Origin of the sequence: Rhodovarius lipocyclicus (assembly GCF_009900765.1) — a bacterium.
GTDB classification, from domain to species: Bacteria; Pseudomonadota; Alphaproteobacteria; order Acetobacterales; family Acetobacteraceae; genus Rhodovarius; species Rhodovarius lipocyclicus.
In genome coordinates this window covers 53493-70634 of record NZ_JAAABL010000015.1, presented here as the reverse complement: position 1 = coordinate 70634, position 17142 = coordinate 53493, and the positions used below count along the sequence as shown (strand labels likewise).

General features: G+C 69.3%; 17 protein-coding genes. 9 read left to right on the top strand and 8 right to left on the bottom strand.

Annotated features, from left to right (window positions below; all coding sequences use genetic code 11):
- Window positions 1–383 precede the first annotated feature (383 nt).
- The 4 genes from GT007_RS12285 to GT007_RS12270 form a co-directional block, all read right to left on the bottom strand.
- On the bottom strand, window positions 384–638 hold the full coding sequence (locus tag GT007_RS12285) for a hypothetical protein (protein WP_160121906.1): 255 nt from the start codon (window positions 636–638) through the stop codon (window positions 384–386).
- A 153-nt stretch (window positions 639–791) separates the two neighbouring features.
- On the bottom strand, window positions 792–2660 hold the full coding sequence (locus GT007_RS12280) for an ABCB family ABC transporter ATP-binding protein/permease (protein WP_160121905.1): 1869 nt from the start codon (window positions 2658–2660) through the stop codon (window positions 792–794).
- A 66-nt stretch (window positions 2661–2726) separates the two neighbouring features.
- On the bottom strand, window positions 2727–4409 hold the full coding sequence (locus GT007_RS12275; protein ID WP_160121904.1) for a gamma-glutamyltransferase family protein: 1683 nt from the start codon (window positions 4407–4409) through the stop codon (window positions 2727–2729).
- A 38-nt stretch (window positions 4410–4447) separates the two neighbouring features.
- Window positions 4448–4900, bottom strand: a complete 453-nt coding sequence (locus GT007_RS12270) for a YXWGXW repeat-containing protein (RefSeq protein WP_160121903.1) — start codon at window positions 4898–4900, stop codon at window positions 4448–4450.
- 116 nt (window positions 4901–5016) lie between these two features.
- Here GT007_RS12270 and GT007_RS12265 point away from each other — a divergent pair, with 116 nt between their 5' ends.
- The 8 genes from GT007_RS12265 to GT007_RS12230 all read left to right on the top strand — a co-directional run bounded on the left by GT007_RS12265 (window position 5017) and on the right by GT007_RS12230 (window position 12494).
- Entirely contained in the window at window positions 5017–5814 is a 798-nt protein-coding gene (locus tag GT007_RS12265) for an enoyl-CoA hydratase-related protein (RefSeq protein ID WP_160121902.1), read from the top strand.
- A gap of 156 nt (window positions 5815–5970) precedes the next feature.
- Window positions 5971–7038, top strand: coding sequence for a phosphate ABC transporter substrate-binding protein PstS (gene pstS, locus GT007_RS12260; protein ID WP_236571638.1), 1068 nt, complete (start codon window positions 5971–5973; stop codon window positions 7036–7038).
- Window positions 7039–7122: 84 nt separating this feature from the next.
- Window positions 7123–8088 carry a phosphate ABC transporter permease subunit PstC gene (gene pstC, locus GT007_RS12255; RefSeq protein ID WP_160121901.1) on the top strand — a complete coding sequence of 322 codons (966 nt, stop codon included), beginning with the start codon at window positions 7123–7125 and terminating at the stop codon, window positions 8086–8088.
- A gap of 5 nt (window positions 8089–8093) precedes the next feature.
- The gene (gene pstA, locus GT007_RS12250; RefSeq protein WP_160121900.1) at window positions 8094–8999 is read left to right on the top strand and encodes a phosphate ABC transporter permease PstA; all 906 of its coding nucleotides are present in this window, start codon (window positions 8094–8096) and stop codon (window positions 8997–8999) included.
- 11 nt (window positions 9000–9010) lie between these two features.
- Window positions 9011–9844 carry a phosphate ABC transporter ATP-binding protein PstB gene (gene pstB / locus GT007_RS12245; RefSeq protein ID WP_408015547.1) on the top strand — a complete coding sequence of 278 codons (834 nt, stop codon included), beginning with the start codon at window positions 9011–9013 and terminating at the stop codon, window positions 9842–9844.
- 17 nt (window positions 9845–9861) lie between these two features.
- The gene (gene phoU / locus GT007_RS12240) at window positions 9862–10587 is read left to right on the top strand and encodes a phosphate signaling complex protein PhoU (RefSeq protein WP_160121899.1); all 726 of its coding nucleotides are present in this window, start codon (window positions 9862–9864) and stop codon (window positions 10585–10587) included.
- Window positions 10588–10609: 22 nt separating this feature from the next.
- Window positions 10610–11329 carry a phosphate regulon transcriptional regulator PhoB gene (phoB, locus tag GT007_RS12235; RefSeq protein ID WP_160121898.1) on the top strand — a complete coding sequence of 240 codons (720 nt, stop codon included), beginning with the start codon at window positions 10610–10612 and terminating at the stop codon, window positions 11327–11329.
- A 139-nt stretch (window positions 11330–11468) separates the two neighbouring features.
- Entirely contained in the window at window positions 11469–12494 is a 1026-nt protein-coding gene (locus GT007_RS12230) for an alpha/beta hydrolase family protein (protein WP_236571637.1), read from the top strand.
- A 4-nt stretch (window positions 12495–12498) separates the two neighbouring features.
- Here the strand turns inward: GT007_RS12230 and GT007_RS12225 are convergent, their stop codons facing one another.
- The 4 genes from GT007_RS12225 to GT007_RS12210 all read right to left on the bottom strand — a co-directional run bounded on the left by GT007_RS12225 (window position 12499) and on the right by GT007_RS12210 (window position 15671).
- Complete coding sequence (locus GT007_RS12225; RefSeq protein ID WP_160121897.1) at window positions 12499–13236, bottom strand: C13 family peptidase; 738 nt, start codon at window positions 13234–13236, stop codon at window positions 12499–12501.
- Between the two features lie 58 nt (window positions 13237–13294).
- The gene (locus tag GT007_RS12220) at window positions 13295–14296 is read right to left on the bottom strand and encodes an asparaginase (protein ID WP_160121896.1); all 1002 of its coding nucleotides are present in this window, start codon (window positions 14294–14296) and stop codon (window positions 13295–13297) included.
- Window positions 14297–14334: 38 nt separating this feature from the next.
- Entirely contained in the window at window positions 14335–15039 is a 705-nt protein-coding gene (locus GT007_RS12215; RefSeq protein WP_160121895.1) for a cysteine hydrolase family protein, read from the bottom strand.
- Between the two features lie 206 nt (window positions 15040–15245).
- Window positions 15246–15671, bottom strand: a complete 426-nt coding sequence (locus tag GT007_RS12210) for a PaaI family thioesterase (RefSeq protein WP_160121894.1) — start codon at window positions 15669–15671, stop codon at window positions 15246–15248.
- 201 nt (window positions 15672–15872) lie between these two features.
- On the opposite strand from GT007_RS12210, the gene GT007_RS12205 reads away from it, so the two are divergent.
- The gene (locus GT007_RS12205; protein ID WP_160121893.1) at window positions 15873–17135 is read left to right on the top strand and encodes a glycosyltransferase family 4 protein; all 1263 of its coding nucleotides are present in this window, start codon (window positions 15873–15875) and stop codon (window positions 17133–17135) included.
- Window positions 17136–17142 lie beyond the last annotated feature (7 nt).

Genomic DNA, 17142 nt, shown 5'->3' with positions numbered 1-17142 from the left:
ACAGCCGCGCATCCATCGTGGATATCTCCGTCCAGGGCATCGACCGGTCCTCCCAGTCGATAACAAAGACTGTCACCCAGGTCGCCGGTCCAAACTGTCACCAACCTAGCCGGTTTGTACCCCCCCGAGGCCCCCAGTCAGGGGCTCCGCCCCCGACACCCCCGCCAGGACCGTGCTCGGTCCTGGACCTAGAGCAGTTTGGTGCTGCTCTTGGGAAGGTGTTTCTTATTGATTTTAATAACGAAAATAGCGTCCCGCTGGCCAGGATGAAGCGCCAATTCCTGGGTTCCAAGGGCCTTTCGGCCTTTGGCGGGGAGCCGAGGGGCAGAGCCCCTCGGTGGGGGTTCGGGGGCGAAGCCCCTGAGCCCTACCCGCGCCTGTCTTCAGCTACGGCGCGGCAGGGTCGGCAGGTCGCGCAATTCGCCGGCCTCCACGCTTGCCAGCGCCTGGCGCAGCACCTGGGCCACCGCGTGGTCGTCCATGCTGCGCGACAGCAGGCCGAGCGCCCCGCCCAGCAGCGCCGAGGCCGCGGAGATCGGGTTGATCTTCTGCTCGATCATATACTCGATGGCCTTGTCCACCACGGAGCCGGCGTAGCTGAGATCCTCGGGCGCGTCGGCGTCGAATTCCTGGTTCATGTCCTGCTATCCGTGGCTTTCATCAAAACGAAATGGGAGATTTGGCGGGCAACGAAAAGCCACCGAGCGTTACGTCTTTGTCATGTCAGCCCATCGGCCGGAGCATCCGGCCGCTGGGCTGGGCTTTCCGGCCCCTCGGAAGCATGGCCAGGATCAACCCCGCTCGCCCTGCGCCCGGGCGCTGGCGGAACGATCGAGGTCGGCGGCGGCCTGGGCGGCGGCGGCGGCCTCGGCGGCTTCCAGCGCCTCGGACTGGCGGCGCCACATCTCGGCATACAGCCCGTTCGCCGAGATCAGGGTGGCGTGGTTGCCGCGCTCGGCCACCTCGCCTGCGCGCAGCACGATGATCTCGTCGGCCTCCACCACGGTGGACAGGCGGTGGGCGATCACCAGGCTGGTGCGGTCGCGCGCCACGGTGCGCAGGGCCTGCTGGATCTCCTGCTCCGTGCGGGTATCCAGCGCGCTGGTGGCTTCGTCCAGGATCAGGATGCGCGGGTTCTTCAGGATGGTGCGCGCGATCGCCACGCGCTGCTTCTCGCCGCCCGACAGCTTCAGCCCGCGCTCGCCCACCATGGTATCGTAGCCATCGGGCATGGACAGCACGAAATCATGCACCTGGGCCAGCTTGGCCGCGGCCTCGATCTCCTCCTGGCTCGCGTCGGGGCGGCCATAGGCGATGTTGTAGCGGATGGTGTCGTTGAACAGCACCGTATCCTGCGGCACCACGCCGATGGCCTGGCGCAGGCTGTCCTGCGTCACATCCTTGATATCGGCGCCGTCGATCACGATCCGCCCGCCCGTCACGTCATAGAAGCGGAACAACAGGCGGGAGATGGTGGACTTGCCCGCCCCGGTCGGCCCCACGATGGCCAGCATCCGCCCCGCCGGCACCGAGAAGGAGACCCCCTTCAGGATCTGCCGGTCGGGGCGATAGGCGAAGCGCACGTCGTCGAAGACCAGCGCGCCCGGGCCGGGCGGCAGGGGGGCCGCGGCGGGGCTGTCCGCCACCTCCCGCTCCTCCCGCAGCAGGCGGAACATCGCCTCCATGTCGGTCAGGCCCTGCTTCATCTCGCGATAGACGAAACCCAGGAAATTCAGCGGGATGAACAGCTGCATCATATAGGTGTTGACCAGCACGAAATCGCCCACGCTCATCCGGCCGCTGGTCACGCCCTGGGCGGCCATCACCATGATGATGGTCAGCCCCACCGCGATGATCGCCTGCTGCCCCGCGTTCAGCGCGTTGAGCGACACCTCGGACTGCGTCCAGGCCTTCTCGTACCGCGCGAGGGAGGCGTCGTAGCGGCGCGTCTCGTGCTTCTCGGCGTTGAAGTATTTGACCGTCTCGTAGTTCAGCAGGCTGTCGATGGCGCGCGTATTGGCCTGCTGGTCGGTCTCGTTCATCCGGCGGCGGAATTGCAGGCGCCAGTTGGTGAACATCAGCGTGAAGGCGACATAGATCGCCACCGCCCCCAGCGTGACCGCCGCGAAGGAGATGTCGAACATCCCCCACAGGATCACCGCGACCAGCAGGATCTCGACGATGGTGGGCACGATGTTGAACAGCGCGAAATCCAGCACGAAGGTGATGCCGCGCACCCCGCGCTCGATCAGCCGCGTCAGCCCGCCCGTCTGCCGGTCCAGGTGGAAGCGCAGGGACAGCGCGTGCAGGTGCTTGAACACCGACAGCGCGATCTGCCGCGTGGCGCGGGCCTGCACCTTGGTGAAGACGGCGTCCCGCCCCTCCGCGAACAGGGAGGACAGGGCGCGCATCAGCCCATAGCCGACGATCAGCGCGACCGGGATGGCCACCAGCGCCCCGGTGCCGGAATGCGGCGCCAGCGCATCCACGCCGCGCGCGTAGAAGATGGGCACCAGCGCATTCGCCGCCTTGCCGAGGACCAGCAGCAGCATCGAGGCTACCACCCGCGCCCGCAGCTCCGTCTCGCCCGGGGGCCAGAGGTAGGGAACAAGGCTTTTCAGCGTGTCGAGGTGGGTGCGCTCGTCGTCGGGCTTGGTCATCCGGCCCAGATAGGGGTGATGGGCCAGGAAGTCAGCCTACTGCGATGTGAAACATGACCCGGGCTGTCACCCCACCACCGCATAGGCCGGCCGGCGCGGGTCCGCCCCCGCCGCCACCAGCTTGCGCTCCGGCAGGGACAGCACCGTCTCCACCGCGCCCGCCAGCCAGGTGATGTCCGGCCAGTCCTTCACCTCATGCCCGCGCGCGGCCAGTTCGGCCCGCACCTCGGGGGCCACGCGGCTTTCGATGGCCACCCGGCGCGGAAAATACTCGAACGGCGCGAAGGAGGACGGGAAGGCATAGCTGGCCATGCGCGGGGCCTCGACCGCGTCCTGCAATTCCATGCCGTGCTGGAACACGTTCAGCATCACCTGGATCATCGCCTGGATCTGCACGTCACCGCCCGGCGTGCCCAGCGGCATCACGCCGCCTTCCTTCGTCACCACCATGGCGGGGTTGGGCGTCAGGCGCGGGCGCTTGCCGGGGGCCACGCCCGAGGGATGGCGCGGGTCTGGCCGCGACTGGCTGCCGCGGTTGGACGGCACGATGCCCAAGCCCGGCGTGACCGGCGCGTTCCACGACCCGTCGCTGGGTGTGGCGGAGAACGCATTGCCCCAGCGGTCCACCACCGCGACATAGCTGGTATCGGCCTCCACCGTCGGCAGCGCCGCCGGACAGGGCTCGGGCAGCAGGCCCAGCGCGCCCAGGATCGGCTCCGGCATCGCTGGGTGCGCGGTGGCGCCGATGCCGGCCGCCCGCGCCCGGATATGTTCGGGCGACAGCAACGCCTCGATCGGCACATCCATGAAGGCGGGGTCGCCGAAGAAGGCCTCGCGGTCGGACATGGCCAGCTTGATGGCCTCGACCAGCGTGTGGATGTAGTCGGCGCTGTTGTGGGCCATGCCCGCGATGCCCGCCTGCTCGGCCAGCAGCAGCGCCTCCAGCAGGGCGGGGCCCTGGCACCAGGGGCCGCAGGTTATCACCTCATGCCCGCGCCAGGGGCGGCGGACCACGGGTTCGATCCTGCTGCGGAACCCGGCCAGGTCTTCGCGTGACAGGAAGCCGCCCTCGGCCTGCTGATGCGCCACGATGGCGCGCGCGATATCGCCCTTGTAGAAGGCGGCATGGGCGGCCGCGAGCCCGGCCTGCCGCGTCGGCGCCGCGTGGGCCTCATCGGCCATATAGGTCAGGGTGCGGGCCAGGTCGGATTGCACGAAGCGCTCCCCCACCTCCGGCACGCGGCCGTTGGGCAGGAAGATGGCGCGGTTGCTCTCCCAGCGCTCATAGTCCTCGCGGTGGGCCAGCACGCTTTCGCGCAGCAGCGGGAACACCGCGAAGCCCTCGCCCGCGAAGCGGATGGCGAAGCTCGCGATATCCTCGAAGCGCCAGGTGCCGTGTCGTTCCAGCGCGGTGATCCAGGCATCGGGGGCGGCGGGCACCACGGTGCGGCGCACCCCGTTCGGGATCTTGCCGCCATGCTCGCGCATGAAGATGTCGGGCGGCAGGGCGGCGGGCCAGTGGCCGAGGCCCGCGATGCTTTCCACGGTGCCGTCGGCCAGGCGGATCATGATGGGGGCCACGCCCGCCACATTCACCAGGTCAGGCAGCAGCACGCCAAGGGCCATGCCGGCCGCGCAGCCGGCATCGACGGCGTTGCCGCCATTTTCCAGCACCGTGCTGGCGGCCGTCGCGGCCAGGTAATGCCCGGCCGAGACGGCGTGGCGGGGACCATAGAGCGTGGGGCGCAAGGGGCGGCTCCTCCCGGGGAGAGAACCGCCACCTTACCTCAGCGCCAGCGGCCGGGAACCCACACCGGGCCACGCGGGCGTTCCGCCCAATGGCCCGGCACCCACTCCACCCCCCGGCGGCGCTGGCGCACATGGCGCCCGCCGACCCAGACATAGCGGCGGCCGTTCCATTCCCAATGGCCCGGCTGCCAGCCATAGCCACGGCCCGGCGGCGGGGGCGGCGGGCCCTCCGGGCGCAGTTCGGGCACCGGGGCCGGCTCGAACCGCCCCGGGCGGCCGCGCCCCGGATGGGGACGCTCGGGTTGGAACTGCTCAGGCGGGGCACGTTCCGGTGAGGCGCGCTCCGGCGGGAAACGCTCCGGCGGGAAACGCTCTGGCGGGGCGCGTTCCGGCGGGGCCCGCCATGGCTGGGCCTGGGCGTCCCGCGCCAGCATCGGGGCCCCCACCAGCGTGGCCAGGCCCGAGAGCAGAAACAGACGGCGTTGGTTCATGGTATCCTCCTGTGCCGTGCATCCAGCGCCCCAACCATGGCGGGCGCAGGGCAATGCGGTGGCGGTTGCGCCACATGGGGGATGCGTCCAGGATTCCCGGATAAAGCGAGGAAACCATGACCGAGGAATCACCCGTCCTGCTGTCGCGCGATGCGCGCGGCATCGTCACCGTCACGCTCAACCGTCCGAAATTCGGCAATGCCTACAACGGCGCCCTGCTGGAGGCATTGATCGCCGGCCTGCGCCAGCTGGCCCCCGACCCCAGCGTGCGCGCCCTGGTCATCCGGGGCGCGGGCCGGCATTTCCAGGCCGGCGCCGACCTGAACTGGCTGGCCGAGGCCGCGAACTATCCCACCGAGCAGGCGCATGCGGCCAGCATGGCCACCGTCACGGCCATGCAGTTGCTGAACGAATTCCCCCGCCCCACCTTCGCGCTGGTGAAGGGCGCCTGCTTCGGCGGCGGTGCGGGCATGGTGTGCTGCGTGGATGTGGCGCTCGCCACGCCCGACGCCATCTTCGGCCTGACGGAAGTGCGGGTGGGTGTCGCGCCCTCCCCCATCTCCACCCACATGGTCAGCGCCATGGGGCTGCGGCACACCCGCCGCTATGCCCTGACGGGCGAGCGCTTCGGCGCCGAGGAAGCCCTGCGCATCGACCTGGTGCATGAGGTGGTGGCCGAGGACGCGATCGAGGCGCGACTCGAACACATCCTGGACGAGACGATGCACAGCAGCCCGACCGCCATCGCCATGACCAAGGACAGCTTCCTGGCCGCCAACGGCCTGACGCTGCACCCGCGGGAGATGTCGATGCTGGCCTATGAAAGCTGGCGCCAGCGGGCCAGCGCCGAAGGGCGGGAGGGACTCGCGGCTTTTCGTGAAAAGCGGAAGCCTTCGTGGTACACAAAGCCCTGAGATGATGGCGGATGTGGATGAATGCCCGGTTCATCCACACCCGATGTCATCGAACTGTCACAGAATTGAAATCCGGCTGTCCCGGAACACTCATAGAAGCCACCCCGGGCCGGGGGCATTCGTTGCCCCCGACATCACAACCCGGAGAGAAATCTCGTGACTCACGGCTTCAACCGTCGCGGCCTTCTGATGGGCGGCGCGGCGCTTCCCCTCGCCTTCGCCGCTGGCACCGCCCGTGCGCAGCAGGCGACCATCACCGGCGCCGGCGCCACCTTCCCCCGCCCCGTCTATGAGCGTTGGGCCCAGGCCGGGCGCGAGCCCCTGGGCGTGCAGCTGAACTACCAGTCCATCGGCTCCGGCGGCGGGATCAACCAGATCACCAACCGCACGGTGGATTTCGGCGCGACCGACGCCCCCCTGCCCGCCGCCCAGCTGGCCGAGCGCAAGCTGCTGCAGTTCCCGACCGTGATGGGCGCCGTGGTGCTCATCGTGAACCTGCCGGGTGTTGCCGACAACGCGCTGAAGCTGACCCCGGAACTGGTCGCCGACCTGTTCATGGGCCGCATCGCCCGCTGGAACGACACCCGCATCGCCGAGCTGAACCGCGACCTGCGCCTGCCGGCCGTCCCGGTCTCCCCGGTGTACCGCGCCGATGCCTCTGGCACGACCTTCGTGTTCACCACCTACCTCTCCCGCGTCTCCGAAGCGTGGAAGAGCGGCCCCGGCGCCGCCACCTCCGTCCAGTGGCCGGCCGGCAACGGCGCCCGCGGCAATGAGGGCGTGGCCAACACGGTGCGCAACACCCCGGGTGCCATCGGCTACACCGAGAACGCCTATGCCACGGTGAACCGCCTGACCACGACGCAGCTGCGCAACAAGTCCGGCAAGTTCGTGAAGCCGGACAACGCGACCTTCATGGCCGCCGCGTCGCAGGCCAACTGGGCCGTCCCCGGCTTCGCGGCCGATCTGGTGGACCTGCACGGCGACAACGCCTGGCCGATCGTCAGCCCCACCTTCATCCTGCTGCCGACCAACCCGGCGGCGGACAAGGTGGATGCCAGCCGCAACACCATGCGCTTCTTCGACTGGGCCTATAAGTCCGGCGCGCAGATCGCGGAGCGCCTGGAATACATCCCCCTGCCCGAGAGCGTGCAGAACCAGGTGCGCGCCGCCTGGGCGGCCGAGGTGAAGACCCCCGCCGGCGCCGCGATCTGGACCGCCTGAACCCACGGGGGCGCCTTGGAGGATGACTCCGGGGCGCCCCCACCTTATTCCCCCCTGCCTGAGTTCAGCGAAAAAGGGCCGCGCGTGTCCGCAACCACTTCCGATCAGGTGATCCGCCGCAGTTCCGGCGCCACCGGAGACCTGGTGTTCGCCTGGCTGTGCAAAGGCGCGGGGCTGCTTGTCCTGCTGCTGCTGGGTGGCATCATCCTCACCCTGTTCCTGGGCGGCCTGCCCGCCTTCCGCCATTTCGGCCTGCACTTCCTGGTCAGCACCGACTGGAACCCGGTCGAGGGCCGCGAGAGCTACGGCGCGGCCGTGGCGGTCGCGGGCACCATCCTGTCCTCACTGCTGGCCATCCTGCTGGCCGTGCCGCTGGCCTTCGGCATCGCCTTCTTCCTGACGGAGCTGGCGCCCCAATGGCTGCGCCGCCCGGTGGGCATCGCGATCGAGCTGCTGGCCGCCGTCCCCTCCATCATCTTCGGCATGTGGGGCCTGTTCGTGCTGGTGCCCTTCGTGCAGCAGAAGATCCAGTTCGCCTTCGGCGAGGAACTGGCCGCCATCCCGCTCATCGGCTTCCTGTTCGAGAGCAGCAACTACGCCGGCACTTCCATCTTCGCCGCCGCCCTGGTGATCGCCATCATGATCATCCCCTTCATCGCGGCCACCATGCGCGACGTGTTCGAGCAGGTGCCCGCGGTGTTCAAGGAAAGCGCCTACGGCCTCGGCGCCACGCGCTGGGAAGTGGTCCGCAGCGTGGTGCTGCCCTACACCCGCACCTCCGTCGTGGGCGGCATCATGCTGGGCCTGGGCCGCGCGCTGGGTGAGACGATGGCCGTCACCTTCGTGATCGGCAACGCCAACCGCATGGCCGGCAGCATCTTCGATGCCACCACCACCATCGCCTCCGTCGTCGCCATGGAATTCCCGGAAAGCCTGGCGGGCAGCCTGAAGCAGTCCTCGCTGTTCGCGCTGGGCTTCATCCTGTTCGTCATCTCCTTCATCGTGCTGGCCATCTCGCGCTGGCTCCTGCGCTCCCGGCTGAAGGCCTGACCGCCATGAGCACCACGACCATCGCCTTCACCCGCACCGCCGCCGAACACGCGACCGCGCGCGCCATGAGCCGCCGCCGGCGCCTGATCGACCACACCGTGCGCCTGTTCTGCATCGGCGCCACGCTGGTGGGGCTGTTCTTCCTGGCCTCCATCCTGTTCACCCTGCTGGTGAAGGGTCTGCCGCGGCTGGACCTGCTGACCTTCACCCGCGAATTCCAGCCCACCACCTATGGCGACCCCGACGCGCCGGCGGGCGGGCTGCTGCACGCCATCCTGGGCACGCTGGTGCAGTCGGGCATGGGCATCCTGATCGGCACGCCCATCGGCATCCTGGTCGGCACCTACCTGTCGGAATACGCCCGGGGCTCGGCGCTGGGCAACGCGGTGCGCTTCGTGTCGGACGTGCTGCTCTCCGCCCCCTCGGTGCTGGTGGGCCTGTTCGTCTATCAGCTGCTGGTGCTGCCGGCGGGCGGCTTCTCCGCCATCGCGGGGTCGGTGGCGCTCGCCATCCTGGTCATCCCCGTCGTGGTCCGCACGACGGAGGACATGCTGCAGCTGCTGCCCAACACGCTGCGGGAGGCCGTGATCGGCCTGGGCGCGCCGAAATGGAAGATGATCACCCTCATCGCCTATCGCGCCGCGCTGTCGGGCATCGTCACCGGCGTGCTGCTGGCCTTCGCCCGCATCGCCGGTGAGACCGCGCCGCTGCTGCTGACCAGCTTCGGCAACAACATCGTCAGCTGGAACCTGGGCAATGCCATGGGCAGCCTGCCCATCGCCATCTACCAGCAGGCCAATTCCGGCTTCCCGGACCTGATCGCCCTGGCCTGGACCGGTGCCCTGATCGTCACGCTCGGCGTGCTTGCCATCAACATCTCCGCCCGCCTGTTCCTGGCGCGGCGCAAGTAACGGAGCCCCCGATGTCCATGACCGAAACCAACCCGGCTTCCGGCTTCGGCGGCGTTCAGGCCCGCAGCGAGGCCGCCGTCAGCCAGCAGGCCCGCGTCAGTGTCCGCAACCTGGATTTCTACTATGCCGCCGGCCTGCCCAAGGCGCTGAAGGGCATCAACTTCGACCTGCCCGAACGCCAGGTGACGGGCATGATCGGCCCCTCCGGCTGCGGCAAGTCCACGCTGCTGCGCGTGCTGAACCGCATGTTCAGCCTCTACCCCGGCCAGCGCGCCGAGGGCGAGGTGCTGATGGACGGCCACAACATCCTGGACCCGAAGCTGGATGTGAACGAGCTGCGCTCTCGCATCGGGATGGTGTTCCAGAAGCCCACGCCCTTCCCGATGACCATCTGGGAAAACATCGCCTTCGGCATCCGCCTGCATGAGAAGCTGAACAAGGCCGACATGGCCGCCCGCATCGAATGGGCCCTGACCCGCGCCGCCATCTGGGGCGAGGTAAAGGACCGGCTGCATACCTCCGCCATGGGGCTGTCGGGCGGGCAGCAGCAGCGCCTGTGCATCGCGCGCACCATCGCGGTGCGCCCGGAAGTGATCCTGCTGGACGAACCGACCTCGGCGCTCGACCCGATCTCCACCCTGAAGATCGAGGAGCTGATCGACGAGCTGAAGCGCGATTTCACCATCGCCATCGTCACCCACAACATGCAGCAGGCCGCCCGCTGCGCGGACCAGGTAGCGTTCTTCTACCTGGGTGAGCTGATCGAGGTGGCCCCCGCCGCCCAGCTGTTCACGGCACCCAAGCACCCGCGCACGCAGGACTACATCACCGGCCGGTTCGGCTGAGCCAGGGGGACAGAAACATGCCCACGAACGAATCCTCCCAGCATATCGTCACCTCCTATGACCAGGAGCTGAAGCGCCTGCGCGCCATGATCGCGCGCATGGGCGGGCTGGCCGAGCAGCAGGTGGACGACAGCACCCGCGCCCTGGTCCGCCGCGACACCGAACTGGCGGCCCAGGTCGTCACGCGCGACGCCGAGATCGACGCGCTGGAGCGCGAGATCGAGCAGTTCAGCGTGCGCCTGCTGGCGCTGCGCCAGCCCATGGCCGCCGACCTGCGCCTCATCATCGCCTGCATGAAGGTGAGCCAGGACCTGGAGCGCATCGGCGACTACGCCCGCAACGCCGCCAAGCGTTCGATCGTGATCGCCAACCAGCCGGCCTTCTCCTCCATGAACGGGTTCAGCCGCCTGGCGCACCTGGTGCAGGAGAACCTGAAGGGCGCCATCGACGCGCTGGTGAACGACGATGTCGCCCGCGCCGATGAGGTCTGGGCCAGCGATGAGCAGGTGGATGACATCTACAACGGCATCTTCCGCGAATTGCTGACCTTCATGATGGAGGACCCGCGCAACATCACCGCGGCCACCCACCTGCTGTTTGTCGCCAAGAACCTGGAACGGATCGGCGACCACGCCACCAACATCGCCGAGCGCGTGCATTTCGCCGTGGTCGGGGAAAACCTGCCCGATGAGCGCCCCAAGGCCGACAGCTCGGCCTATGCCGTGGTGCGCGCGCCGGATTAAGCCCCTTCGAAAGGAGCACGACATGCCCGAAGGTTTCAACGGCATGGCAAAGCCCACCATCCTGGTGGTCGAGGACGAAGCGCCGCTGCTGACGCTGCTGCGCTACAACCTGGAAAAACAGGGTTTCCGCGTGGAGGAAGCCACTGACGGCCAGGAAGCGCTGCTGCGCGTGGCGGAGGCAAGGCCGGACCTGATCCTGCTGGATTGGATGCTGCCCTCGCTGTCCGGCATCGAGGTGTGCCGGCAGATCCGCCGCAAGCCCGCGACGCGCGACCTGCCCATCATCATGGTAACCGCCCGCACGGAGGACCAGGACGCGGTGCGCGCGCTGGACCTGGGCGCCGACGACTACATCACCAAGCCCTTCGCGGTGGACGCGCTGCTGGCGCGCATCCGCGCGCTGCTGCGCCGCTCCGGCTCCGTGCCGACCAAGGGCACGCTGGCCTTCCTGGACCTGTCCATGGACCAGGACGCGCACCGGGTGACGCGCGCCAACCGCGCCCTGCACCTGGGCCCCACGGAATACCGGCTGCTGGAATTCTTCCTGCAGCACCCGGGCCGGGTGTTCACGCGCGAACAGCTGCTGGACGCGGTGTGGGGCCGGGACATCCATGTGGAGCCCCGGACAGTGGACGTGCACATCCGCCGCCTGCGCAAGGCGATCAACGCGGATGGCGAGACGGACATCATCCGCACCGTGCGCAGCGCGGGCTACGCGCTGGATACCGAAGACCCGGCGTGATGCGCGCGGCCTGAAGGGCCGCTGGCGTCACGCTGTCTTTGTCGTGCCCTCGGACGCCGGGCGGCGGCAGGTGCTCTTCCCTCGCTTGGCAGGCCGGCCGCCTTCGGGCAGCCTGCCCGCCAATGACGGAGGAAACATCATGCGCCACCTGCTGCGCGCGGCCCTGGCGGCCGCCCCCCTGCTCATGGCCCAGGCCGTGAACGCCGAACCCATCACGCTGGAACGCTTCGGCAGCTTCCATGTCGGCGGGCGGGAGGTGGTGATCAGCGGCCAGCCCGTGCGCGACGTGCTGTTCTCCCCGGGCGGCGTGCCAGCCCGGGTGGACCCGAACGGCACCTATCTCATGGCCTCCATGTACGCCCAGTATTTCGTGCCCCGCCCCCTGCGCGGCGCGGCGCCGCTGCTGATGTGGCATGGCGGGGGGCTGACCGGCGTGACCTGGGAAACCACTCCCGACGGCCGCGAGGGCTGGCAGCACTACTTCCTGCGCCAGGGTTGGCATGTGGTCGTCAGTGACGCGGTGGAACGCGGCCGCGCCGGCTGGACGCAGATCCCCGAGCAGACGAACAGCCAAGCGCTGACCGTCACGCTCGACAACCCCTATGAGCGTTTCCGCATCGGCGCGGGCCAGGGCAGCTATGCCCGGCAGGAGCTGCTTCCCGGCAACCAGTTCCCCGCCGACCGCGACAGCTACATGAACTTCATGCGCCAGATCGTGCCGCGCTTCACCACCACGGACACCCTGACGCTGGAGGCCTATCTCGCTCTGCTGGAACGCACCGGCCCCTCAGTGGTGATGGTGCACAGCCAGGCGGGCCAGTTCGGCTGGCGCGCGGCCCAGGCCCGGCCCGATCTGGTGCGCGCCCTGGTGCTGATCGAACCCGCCGCGGTGGGCGACCCGGCCCGGGTGGAGGCCCTGCGCAACGTGCCGGTGCTGATGGTCTATGGCGACTACATCGCCCAGGATTCGCGCTGGCCCACCATCCGCGGCAATGGCGTGCGCTTCGCGGAGGCGGTGCGCGCCGCCGGCGGCAGCGTGGACGTGGTGGACCTGCCGGAACGCGGCATCCGCGGCAACAGCCACATGATCATGATGGACCGCAACAGCGATGAGGTCGCGAAGCTGGTGCAGGACTGGCTGGCCGCGCGGGGGCTGTGGCGATAGGCGCTCAGTTCTTCCGCAGCCGGGGCACCAGCGCGACCGCCTCGGCGCCGATATAGGCCTGGGGTTCGCTGGGCGGGCGCATGTTCTGGCGGGCTTCCTCGGCCGCCACGCAATCCCGCGCCGACCGGGCCACCCCGGGCGCGCCGCCCTGCCCCACCATCATCGCCGTGATCACGCAGCGGTCGAACACGGTCAGGCTGAACTGCGCGCCGCAGCCGAAGCTGGAGCGGTCCGCCCGCGCGGCGGTCAGGATCACCCGGTTGGGCCGCGCCATCGGCGCCGCCGCGAAGCCGCCGCTGTAGCAGGCCGACACCACGACGAAGGTCGGCGCCCGCCCGCACCCCTGGGAGAGTGCCGCATCCAGCGGCGCCGGCCCCACCGCCTGCCGGGACAGGGGAAAGGCCAGCCCCTGGTTCGGCACGCCATGCATGGTCAGGAACACCAGGCAGGCTTCCCCCGGGCCGGGGCGCATTTGGGCGATGGCGGCCAGCACACGGTCGGGTGTCGCGGGCTCGGCCCCCTGGGTGGTGCGGTCCTGCCGGGCGGAGAAACGGCGCAAGCTGGCCAGCCCGCCGCCGCGCTCCAGCCCCAGGCCCAAGGATTCCACCGCCGCGTCCCAAACCTCCAGGCTGGGGTCGCCCGCCACCAGCACGGCATGCCAGCGGGTGGGGGCCGGGGTCACCGAAGCCTGGGCCCAGGCCAGGCCGGGCAACAACAGGAACAGGGCGAGGAAGCGGTTCATCGCGCCATGTTGCGCCCGGCTGGGGTGGCCGATCCAGCCCGATCTTGCCGGGATGCGCTCAGTACTCCGCGAACATCCGGGCGATCTCGGCCTTGTCCGTCGTGCGGGTCAGCGCGAGGGACAGCAGGATGCGCGCCTTCTGCACCGTCAGGTTGTCGGCATCCAGGAAGCCCAGCTCACGCTTGCGGCTGGTGCCGAAGGACCGGCCGGAGCCCGCGCGGGTGGCGCAGACCACGACCACGCCCTTGGCCGCCGCCGCGGCCAGCGCATCGGCCTCACCGGGGCTGACGAAGCCGGGCGCGAAGCCCGCGATCACGATGCCCCTGGCGCCGGCGGCCACATAGGCGGCGGCCGCCGCGCCGTCGCTGCCGGCATAGCTGTACATGACATCCACGCGCGGCAGGCTGGTCAGCCCGCGCACGTCGAATTCCGTATCCGGCGCCAGGCGGCGCAACGGCTTGCGGTACCAGGCGATGGTGTCGCCATCGGCATGGGCCAGGCAGCCGAAATCCGGGCTGCGGAAGGTCTGCATGCGGCCGGTGCTGGTCTTGGTCACCTCGCGCGCCGCGTTCACCTCATCGTTCAGCAGCACCAGCGCGCCCAGGCCGCGCGCGCCGGGGTCGGCCGCCACGCGGATGGCATTGGCCAAATTCATCCCCGCATCGCTGGACAGCCCGCTGGAGGGCCGCTGCGCGCCCACCACCACGATCGGCACCGGCAGCTTGTGCGCCAGGGAGAGGAAATAGGCCGTCTCCTCCAGCGTCGCGGTGCCATGGCCGATCACGATGCCGGCGGCATCCGGATGCTCGGCGTAGCTTTTATGCGCCAGTTCCAGCAGCTCCAGCCACTCGGCGGGGCCGATGGCGGTGCTGGCGACATTGCGGAAGCGGATCGGCACCACCTCCGCCTTCTCCTTCACCTGGGGCCAGTATTCGACGATCTCCTCGGCCTGCATGAAACGGCCCTTGGAGCCGTAATCCATGATGTCGAAGGGGCCGACGGAGGAGAGCGCGCTGATCGTGCCCCCCGTGCCGATGAAAAGAACCTTGGGCTTGCTCAACGCGTGTCTCCGGCTGCGATGCGGGTATGAAAGGGCGGTTATTCCACCGGGTCCAGCAGGCGGGAGCGCGCATAGGCCTCCTCGATCTGCTCCACCGTCAGCACGTCGCCGAAGAACAGATGGAAGCTGATCAGGCTGGCGGCATGCTCGGCGTCGTTCATCGCGGCGCAGCCGTCGCTGACCATGATGGTGCGGAAATTCAGCATCATCGCGTCCCGCGCCGTGCTCTCGCAGCACACATTGGTGACGGTGCCGGTCACCAGCACGGTGTCGATGCCGCGGGCGCGCAGCTTGTCCAGCAGCGGGCCGCCGCCGGGGATCAGGGCGCTGAAGCGGTATTTCTCGACCAGCTCGTCGCCGTCGCGCACCTGCAGGTGCGGCCACAGCTGATAGCCCTTGCTGCCGCGCCCCAGCGCCGCGTTGCGCTTCGCGCGCGCGGCGGGCGTCACCATGTCCTGCATCACGGACCATTCGGTGTCGCAGGCCTCGTCATGCGTGTTCATGATCCAGAACACGGCGCCGCCGGCCGCGCGCGTGGCGGTGGCCAGGCGGTTGATGGCGGGCACGATGAAGGGCGCGTTGGGGCACACCGCATGGCCCACGCTGGAATCCATGAAGGCGTTCTGCATGTCCACCACCAGCAGGGCGGTGCGTGGCCCCTTCAGCGTGGCGAAGGGGTGCGGCGTGCCGCAGCGCGCCGTGACCCGTGCGGAGATCTCAGGCGGGATGGTGAACTTGTGCATGACCGGCACGCTACCATCCGGCGGCGGCCTGCAATCCTGGATTGCGGGGGACGAATCGCCCCCCCCATCACGCCTGCGCCAAAGAGACCGGCAACCCGCCCACCAGATCGCCACCAGCGCGTGCAATCACGGGAGCGTGGCCCACAACTCCGTGATATTGCAACGCAATATTGCGGGCGCTTCATCCGGCGCTTCATGCGAATGAACTATCTGCGCTCCACGATCGCGGTGGTCAGGCGCGAGACGCAGGACAGCCGGCCATCCCCGCGCCGGATCTCGATATTCCAGACATGCACGGCGCGCCCCACCCGCACGGCGCGGCATTCGCCCGTGATGCGGTCGCCCTTGGGCACCGGCAGCAGGTGGTTGGCATTGATCTCGAGGCCCACGGCCATCTGGTCCTCCTCGCAGCACAGGATGGAGGCGAGCGAGCCCAGCGTCTCGGCCAGCACCACGGAAACCCCGCCATGCAGGATGCCGAAGGGCTGCACATGGCGCTCATCCACCGGCATCTCGCCGCGCAGCCAGTCATCCCCCACCTCGGTGATGCGCAGGCCCAGCAGTCCGTTCACAGTGCCTTCCTGGCGGCCATGCACCTCGGCGATGTCGGGGTGGCGTTTCCAGATGGCCATGTCGATCTCCGTCGTCTGCCGGAGAGTTGAGCAGGTGCCGCCGGGACCGTCCAGGCCGCCATTCTGCCACTTTCATCAGCGAAATACGCGACATGGTGTTGGAGAACACTGAATTTTCCTGACCCGCGCGCTAGGGGCAACCAAGCGTTAAGGTGTTATTCTTTCGCCGCTCACCCCATCAGCCCAGGAGTCCTGGAGGTCTTGCAACCGCTTCTGGACATCTCCCGGCTGCTTTCCTCGGCCGGGCGTGCCTCCCTGTCAGGCCTCGATCGGGTGGAACTGGCCTATGTGCGGCATTGCGCCACCCTGCCACCGCGGGACCGCTGCTTCGTGGCGCTCTCCCCCTATGGCCATTTCAGCCTGCTGCCCGATGCGCTGGCCATGGCGCTGCTGGAGGCCTGGCTGGGCGTGACCCGCGGAGAGGCGGTGCGCGCGCGGCTGCGCGGCATCAGCCTGGCGGCGCGGGCCTGGCTGCTGAGCGGGCTGGGCCACCCGGCCCTGCTGCGCCGCATCGCCCGGATGCCTCGGGCGGCGCTGCTGCTGACGGCCCATCAATCCATGTCGGAGGCCGCGCCGATCGCGGCGCTGAAGCGGCGCGGCGCCCGCTTCGTGCCCATCATCCATGACCTGATCCCCCTGACCCACCCGGAATACGCCCGCCCGCGCCAGACCCGCGCCCATGCCCGGCGGCTGGCGGTGGCCTCGGCCCTGGCGGACGCGGTGCTGGTGGTCAGCGGCGCCACGCGGGTGGAACTGGTCGGCCATTTCGCCGGCGGCGGCGGAGAGGTTCCGCCCGTCCTCGTGGCCCCGCCGGGCTTCGACCTGCCGCCGCTGCGCAGCATCCCCAACACCCCGCCCCCGCCGCACCCGTATTTCGTCACGCTCGGCACCATCGAACCACGCAAGAACCACCTGCTGCTGCTGAACCTGTGGCGGGATTTGGCGGAGCGCCTGGGCCCACGGGCCCCGCGCCTGATCATCCTGGGCCGGCGCGGCTGGCAGAATGAGACGGTGTTCCGCATGCTGGACCGCACCCCGGGCCTGAAGGGCCTGGTGGAGGAACGCCCCCGCGCCAGTGACGCGGAGGTCGCGGCCACCCTGCGCCACGCCCGCGCCCTGCTGTTCCCCAGCTTCACCGAGGGCTACGGCATCCCGCTGATCGAGGCGCTGAGCCTCGGCACCCCCGCCATCTGCGCCGACATCCCCACCCTGCGGGAAGTGGGGGCGGGCGTGCCCGATTATCTGCACCCGATCGACGGGCTGGGCTGGCGCGACGCGGTGCTGGACTACGCCCAGCCGGGCAGCGCCGCGCGCGCCGCGCAACTCGCCCGCATCACCGGCTTTTTACAACCCGGCTGGGATCATCACTTCAACACATTGGAACAGGTGCTGGCGCGGCCGGCCCCACGGCAGGCGACCGCCATGGCAGCTTCTGTTGCAGTGCAAAGCCTGGGCGTGCGATGACAGAACA